This window comes from Paracoccus sp. (in: a-proteobacteria), from assembly GCF_030536915.1.
In the GTDB taxonomy this organism is placed as follows: Bacteria; Pseudomonadota; Alphaproteobacteria; order Rhodobacterales; family Rhodobacteraceae; genus Paracoccus.
Genome location: NZ_JAUNPC010000116.1, coordinates 1 through 7,118 on the forward strand (window position 1 = coordinate 1; position 7,118 = coordinate 7,118).

At 72.1% G+C, this 7,118-nt stretch carries 5 protein-coding genes; 1 reads left to right on the top strand and 4 read right to left on the bottom strand.

What is annotated here, in order from left to right; translation table 11 throughout:
• Positions 1-270: 270 nt before the first annotated feature.
• The gene (locus tag Q4F04_RS14020; RefSeq protein WP_303370425.1) at positions 271-2,049 is read right to left on the bottom strand and encodes an SLC13 family permease; all 1,779 of its coding nucleotides are present in this window, start codon (positions 2,047-2,049) and stop codon (positions 271-273) included.
• A 95-nt stretch (positions 2,050-2,144) separates the two neighbouring features.
• On the opposite strand from Q4F04_RS14020, the gene Q4F04_RS14025 reads away from it, so the two are divergent.
• Entirely contained in the window at positions 2,145-2,708 is a 564-nt protein-coding gene (locus Q4F04_RS14025; protein ID WP_303370426.1) for a DUF533 domain-containing protein, read from the top strand.
• A 105-nt stretch (positions 2,709-2,813) separates the two neighbouring features.
• Here Q4F04_RS14025 and Q4F04_RS14030 read toward each other — a convergent pair whose 3' ends face one another.
• Genes Q4F04_RS14030 through Q4F04_RS14040 form a run of 3 tightly spaced genes read right to left on the bottom strand, consistent with a single transcriptional unit; the run spans position 2,814 to position 6,831 of the window.
• Positions 2,814-3,263, bottom strand: a complete 450-nt coding sequence (locus Q4F04_RS14030) for a CBS domain-containing protein (RefSeq protein ID WP_303370427.1) — start codon at positions 3,261-3,263, stop codon at positions 2,814-2,816.
• Entirely contained in the window at positions 3,260-3,628 is a 369-nt protein-coding gene (locus tag Q4F04_RS14035; RefSeq protein ID WP_303370428.1) for a response regulator, read from the bottom strand. Before Q4F04_RS14035 ends, Q4F04_RS14030 begins: the two co-directional genes overlap by 4 nt.
• Positions 3,628-6,831 (bottom strand): response regulator, encoded by a 3,204-nt coding sequence (locus tag Q4F04_RS14040; RefSeq protein WP_303370429.1) that lies wholly within the window; start codon positions 6,829-6,831, stop codon positions 3,628-3,630. Before Q4F04_RS14040 ends, Q4F04_RS14035 begins: the two co-directional genes overlap by 1 nt.
• Positions 6,832-7,118 lie beyond the last annotated feature (287 nt).

Sequence of the window (7,118 nt, forward strand, 5' to 3'; positions counted from 1 at the left end):
GACGTTCCTGGCTCGATCTGCTGAGAATCCCGGCCGGCCGTGACAAGGCCGGAGCCGGTATCCGCCTAGCGGCCGAATGTGGCTCTGCGATGACAGGGCATGAAATGGCGGCTTCCCGAGTTGGCGTGTGCCTCGCAGCGCCTTGCCCGTCCTGCCGTTCATGAAGTGGAACGGCCTCATGAGACTACCTGGCACAACCGCCGCTCATGCGTTGGCGGGCCATGGGCAGCGGTCTTGCCGGACGCTCCTGGTGGCCCGGCTCGCCCCTCGTCAGCCGCCCAGGCCCCAGACCAGCGCGATCATGGGCGTGCCGACCACCACCACCAGGATCGACAGCGGCAGGCCGAGCCGCCAGTAGTCGCCGAAGCGATAGCCGCCCGGCCCCATGACCAGCGTGTTGCACTGGTGCCCGATGGGGGTCAGGAAGTCGCAGGCCGCCCCCAGGGCCACCGCCATCAGGAAGGGGTCGGGGTTCAGCTGAAGCCGCCCTGCAAGGCTCGCCGCGATGGGGGCCATCACCAGAACGGTCGCGGCGTTGTTGAGGAAAGGCGTCACCGCCATCGCCAGCACGATCATCAGCGCCACGGCCGCCAGCGGCGGCACCTCTCCGGCCACGCGCTGCAGGCCCGCGGCGATCAGGTCGGACCCCCCGGTCGCCTGGATGGCGTTGCTGACCGGGATCAGCGCGGCCAGCAGCACGATCACGGGCCATTCGATCGACTCGTAGGCCTCGTCCATCGTCATCACGCGCAAAAGCAGCATCAGGGCCGCCGCGCCCGCGAATGCCACGGCCACGGGGACGACATGGGCGGCCACCAGCACCATCGCCGCGGCCAGGATCAGGATCGGAAGCCAGCTGCGCTTGCGGCTGCCAAGCGCCACGTCGCGCTGGCTCAGCGGCAGGACCCGCAACTCGCCCAGCGAGGGGGCCAGCCGCTCGGGCGCGGCCTTGAGGATCAGCACGTCCCCGACCTCCAGCCGCAGACGGCGCAGGCGGCGGTCCAGGCGCTGGCCGCGGCGGCTGACGGCCAGAAGCTGCAAGCCGTGGCGGCGCAAAAGCTGCGCCTCGGTCGGGGTGCGGCCGACCAGCGCGGAATCGGCGGTGACGACGCCCTCGGCGACCACGGCCTCGCCCTCGTCGGCCTCGTCCTCGGCCACCTCCTCGCCGGCCAGGCGCAGGCGGGCGCGGGCGACGACGCGCTCGAGGTCCTCGGGCTCGCCGCTCAGCAGCAGCACGTCCTCGGCCTGCAGGGCCTCGCCCGGGCGGGGCGCATGGCGGCGGAAGCGTTCGCGGATCACGGTGGTCACGCGCAGGCCCCCTTCGGCCAGCGCCTCGAGTTCCGCGACGCTGCGGCCGACGAAGGGCGAGCCTTCGGGGACGCGGGCCTCGGTCGCGTATTCCTCCAGCGTGAAGGCCGCGTCCATGGACCGGCTGGCGGCGCGGCGGTCGGGCAGCAGGCGATAGGCGAAGGACAGGAAGACCACGCCGAGGACGGCGATGACGATGCCCACGGGCGTATAGTCGAACATGCCGAAGGGCTTGCCCAGGATGTCCTCGCGCACCTTGGACACCAGGATGTTGGGCGAGGTGCCCACCAGCGTCACGATCCCCCCGATCAGCGAGCCGAAGGCCATGGGCATCAGCATGAAGGACAGGGGCGTCCCCGTGCGCCGCGACAATTGCGCCGCGACCGGCATCATCATCGCCAGCGCGCCCACGTTCTTGGTCACCATCGACAGCACGGTGACCGCCGAGACCAGCACCGTCACCTGCGCCTGCGCGCCCTTGAGGTTGCGCAGCAAGGGCCGCATCGCGGTTTCCACCGCCCCCGACCGCGCCACGGCGGCGGACACCAGCAAGGCGGTCGCCACGATGATCACCACGTCGTCGCCGAAGCCGGAAAAGGCCTCGGCCGCGGGGATGATCCCGATCAGGACGCCGGCCAGCAGGGCCAGCAGGGCGACAAGGTCGTAGGGCAGGCGCCCCCAGATGAACAGGCCGATGGTGACGGCCATCAGGCCGAAGGCGAGCGCTTGGTCGAGGGTCAATTCCGGGGTCACTCCGCGAGGGCAGGGCGGAACCGCCGGCCCTCGGGCCCGGTTCCACCGGGCATCACGCAAGGGAGCCTTCGGCGGTGGATATCATGGGATGGCTTTTCCGGGCCTCGCGCAACCGCGACGGCCAGGCCGTGGCGCTGGAGGAACCGGCGCGTCACCCGCCCGCATCTGCGCCGCCCCCCGGTCCTGCCCTCGACCCCGAGGCGCGGCTGGAGGTGGCGCTGGCGACCCGCCTGCTCGACGGCTGGCTGTCGAACCGCCAGCAGGTGCTGGTGCCGCATACGCTGAACTTCCGCGCCCTGGACCCCGGACAGGGGGCGCTGCTGGTCGAGGTGATGGCCGCCGCCGCCCAGGCCGACGGCGCGGTCGATCCGCGCGAGGCGCAGGCGCTGCCCCAGGTGCTGCGGCGGGTCGGCGCGGGTGCCCCCGAGGAGGCGCGGCTGGCGGCCGCCCTGGCCGAGCCGCAAAACCTGGGCACGCTGCTGGCCCGTGTCGAGTCCGAGGGGCTGGCGACCCACGCCTATGCCGCGGCGCTGCTGGCGATCAACCGCCGCGGCCGGGTGAACCGGGCCTTCCTGGACTACTTGGCCGGGCGGCTGGGGCTTGCCGCCGAGGTCGCCCGCAGCCTCGAACGCCGCTACCGGGCCTGAACGGGGCAGGGGGCCTTGATCCCGCGCCTTGGCAGGCGTTCGGTGGTCAGCCCGAAACCCGCGGCTGTTGGGGGCCTCTCCGCGCTGCCTGCCTTTCCGGCGACCTCAGCCCTGCGCCGGCGCGGCCCCGGCTTCCGGCCCTTCGGTCAGTTCGCGCAGCGCCGCCTGCACGGTGCCGCGTTCGACCAGCAGGTGGCGGGCAAGGTCGGCCAGCGTCAGCCAGCCGATGACCTTGCCGGCCGCGTCCCGGACCACCAGGCGGCGGATGTGATGGGCGGCCATCAGGTTCATCGCGTCCTGCAGGCTGTCCTCCTCGCCGCAGCCGATCACGGGACGGGTGGCGATCTCGGCCACCGGCAGATCGGCGCCCGAGAGGCCGCGGGCGACCACGCGGTAAAGGATGTCGCGGTCGGTCACCACGCCCAGCAGGTCCTCGGGCGTGCCGACGGGCAGGGCGCCCACCTCAAGCTCGCCCATCAGCTCGGCGGCCTCGGACACGGGGGCGTCGGCCGGGATGAACTCGACATGGCGCGCCATGATCTCGCCCACCCTCATGCCGCGGCCCCCAGGGCGGCGTCGATCTGGGTCATCAGCCGGGAAAAGTCGATGGGCTTGGGGTGATAGTCGTCGCAGCCCGCCGCCAGCGCCTTTTCCCGGTCGCCCGCCAAGGCGTGCGCGGTCAGGGCGATGATCGGGATGGCCGCCGTCGCGGGGTCGTTCTTCAGCCGCCGCGCCACCGTCCAGCCGTCCATCACCGGCAGGTTCATGTCCAGCAGGATCACCTGCGGCCCGGCTTGGGCGGCGTCCAGCCCCGACTGCCCGTCATGGGCCAGCGCGACCTCGTGCCCGCGCCGGGCCAGGCGGCGGGACAGGAAGTCCCAGATCTCCGGCGTGTCCTCGACCAGAAGCAGCTTGGCCATCAGCCCTGTCCTTTCATCCGTGCCTGCGCCCGCTCGCCGGCGATGCGCTTCAATTCGTCCAGCAGCTCGTCAACGCTGTCCTCGCCCGGCTGGATCACCTGCCGCACCTGATCGCGCAGGGCCGCGCGGTCTTCGGGCGGCAGCCCCCCTTCGGTCAGGGCAATGACGGGGACGCGCCGCAGGCCGGGGTCGCGGCGCAACTCGCCCAGCAGCGCGAAGCCCCCGACCTGCGGCAGGTCGAGGTTGACGAGGATCAGGTCGGGCCGCCGTTCCGCCATGCGGGCGCGGGCGGTGCCTGCGGCCTCGGCCTGCGCCACCTCCCAGCCCTCGCCTTCCAGCAGGCGGGCAAGCTCCTCGCGCGCGGGGGCGTCGCCCTCGACCAGCAGCGCCAGCCCCGCGGGCGGGGCCGAGGGCAGGCGGTGGCGGTCCACCGTCTCTTTCAGCCGCTGCCAGTCCACGGGCTTGGTCAGGTAGTCGGCCGCCCCCAGCGAATAGGCCAGCCCGGTTTCCCGGATCATCGACACCATGATGACCGGGATCTCGGCCAGTTCCGGGTCGGCCTTCAGCGCCGACAGCACCGCCCAGCCATCCATCCGCGGCATCATCACGTCAAGGATGATGGCCGAGGGTGAAATATTGCGCGCCAGCGCCAGCCCGTCCTGTCCGTTCGCGGCGGTGGCCACCCCCAGCCCGTCGCGGCCGAGGAAGCGCACCAGCAGGTCGCGCATATGCGGGTCGTCGTCGATCACCAGCACCTGCCCGCCCGCCGCCTCGGGTGCCGCGGGTGCTGCGTCCGAGCCTTCGGGATGGCGCAGGTCGGCGGGCAGGGTCAGGGTGAAGACCGTGCCCTTCCCCTCGGCGCTTTCCACGGCGACGCACCCGCCCAGCATCTCGGCGAAGGCCTTGGTCAGCGCCAGCCCCAGCCCCGTGCCGCCGAAGCGGCGGGTGGTGGACACGTCGGCCTGGGTGAAACGCTGGAACAGCTTTTCCTGCTGTTCGGGCGTCATGCCGATGCCGGTGTCGGCCACGCGGAAGACGAGCCGCCCACCCGCGCGCCGGGCGCTCAGCGTCACCTCGCCGCCTTCAGTGAACTTGGCGGCGTTCGACAGCAGGTTGAACAGGCATTGCCGCAGCTTGACCGGGTCGGACTGCATCGCGCCCAGGTCGGGGGAAATCTCGGCGGCGAAGCGGTTGTCCTTCTTCGCCATCAGCCCCTCGACGGTGGTGCAGACCTCGGCCAGCAGGGGCGCGAGGTCGAAGCTTTCCACCTCGACCTCCATCTTCCCGGCCTCGATCTTGGACAGGTCGAGGACGCCGTTGATCAGCGACAGCAGGTGGCGGGCGCTGACCTCGATCTTCGACAGGTCCTCGGCCATGTTGCCGGCGGCCTCCCCCAGGTCCTCGGCCTCCTCCTCCAGCAGCTCGGCATAGCCGATGATCGCGGACAGGGGCGTTCGCAGTTCGTGGCTCATGTTGGCGATGAACTGGCTTTTCGCGCGGTTGGCCTCCTCAGCGGCCAGCTTGGCGGCGGCGAGGTCCTCCTCGCGCCGCTTCTGCTCGGTCACGTCCCAGGTGATCCCCAGCGCATAGACGCCGCGCCCGAAGGGCCGCCGCTCGACCGAGCCGCGCAGGACCGCCCACCGCACCTCGCCTTCGCGGGTGCAGAGGCGGAATTCCAGGTCGAACTCGCCCTGTTCGCGCCGGGCAAGGGCCAGCGCCTCGGTCACGCGGGCCGTGTCCTCGGGATGCAGGCGGGCGAGGAAGTCGGCGGCGGGCAGGTCGGCCTCGCCGGGGTCGAGGTCGAAGAGCGCGCGGAAGCCCTCGTCCGCCTCCAGCGTCTCGCGGTCGATGTCCCAGGTCCAGGACCCGATGCGGGCGACCTGCAGGGCAAAGCGCAAGCGGCGCTCGGCGGCCAGCGCGCGGGCCTCGGCCTGTCGCTGCGCGGTGATGTCGGTGTTGGTGCCGAACCAGCGGGTGATGCGGCCCTCCTCGTCGGGGATCGGGACGGCGCGGGACAGAAACCAGCGATAGCGCCCGTCCTTCCCACGCAGGGGGAACGTGTCCTCCCATACGCTCCCGGCCTCGATGGCGGCGCGATACGAGGCCTCGGCCCGCTCGACATGGTCGGGGTGATGCAGGGCGCGCCAGCCCCAGCCCTCGGCTTGGCCGGGGGCGGTGCCGGTGTAGTCGTGCCAGCGGCGGTTGAACCAGTTGATCGCCCCGGTCGCATCCGCGATCCAGGTCAACTGCGGCAGGTTCTCGGCGAAGTCGCGGAACTCCTCCTCGCGGTCGCGCAGCGCGGCCTCGGCCCGCCTGCGGCGCAGGTATTGCGCGACCTGCTGGCCGATGGCCGAGGCGCTGTCGATCAGGTCGTCCCCGGCCGCGACGGGCCGGTCGGCGTAAAGCTCGATCACGCCCAGGACGCGCCGGCCGAGGCGCGCGGGGATCGCCATGGCCGACACCAGCCCCGCCGCACGCGCCGCCTCGTGCCGCCCCTCGGGGGGGCCGTGCAGGATCTCGCCCTCCTCCCAGGCGCGGCCGGGCAGGTCCTCGCCGCGGTCGAGCGTCAGGGCCATGGTCTGCTCGACCAGCGCGCCCGCCTCGACGCCCGGCGCGGTCCAGTTGGCGGTCGCGGTCAGCTGCCGCTCGCGGTGGCTCACGTCCCAGAAGAAGCCCGCCCGGAAGCCGAGGCTACCGCCCACCGCCGCCAGAAGGCGGGCCAGCACCTCGTCGGGTTCGGCCATGCCGGCCAGCACCCGGCTGACGGTGACCTGCAGCGCCAGCCGGTCCGAGGCCCCGCCCAGCTGCGCGGTATCGACCAGCGTGACCACGCTGCCCGCGATCCGGTCGCCGTCCCGCAGCGGCCAGGCGGAATATTCGGCGGTGAAGAAGCTGCCGTCGCGCCGCCACAGGACCTCGTTCGACAGCCGCACCGCCCGGCCCGTCGTGCGGGTGGCGACCATCGGGCAGGCCGATTGCGGATAGGCCGAGCCGTCGGGATGGCTGTGGTGGATCAGGTCGTGCATGTTGCGGCCCAGCACCTCGTCCGCCGCATGGCCCAGCATCGCCAGGCAGGCCGGGTTGGCATAGGTGCAGCGCCCCTCGTCATCAAGGCAGTAGAGCCCGAACCCGAGCGCATCCAGCGCGGCCCGGTCGGGGAAGGGTCCGCGCGCGTCGGCGGGGGCCGGGGTGGCAGGGTCCAAGGGGGCCTCGTGCGGCAAGGGATGGGCAGGGCTCGCCTCAACCCGGATCGCGGCCTGCCGTTCCGGCGGGGCGGTGCGGGCGGCGCATTTTACCCGCGAGGGGGCCGGGACGGTGCGTCATGTCGTCGGGGCTCATCTTCACGTATTTCCCGCGCCCGATCCGGCGGCGTTCCGACAGTGAGAGATGAGAGCAGCAAACCTTTATTCCCGGTGTCATTTCATTGCCAGGGTCATGACTGGCATCGAAAGTTGCACTTCAGGATAGCGCGTCCCCTATGCGCTGCAGA

Bases quoted from the DNA above. Each gene is read 5' to 3' on its own strand.
- Q4F04_RS14025 (WP_303370426.1), top strand. From the start codon at position 2,145: ATGGGATGGCTTTTCCGGGCCTCGCGCAACCGCGACGGCCAGGCCGTG.
- Q4F04_RS14030 (WP_303370427.1), bottom strand. From the start codon at position 3,263: ATGAGGGTGGGCGAGATCATGGCGCGCCATGTCGAGTTCATCCCGGCC.
- Q4F04_RS14035 (WP_303370428.1), bottom strand. From the start codon at position 3,628: ATGGCCAAGCTGCTTCTGGTCGAGGACACGCCGGAGATCTGGGACTTC.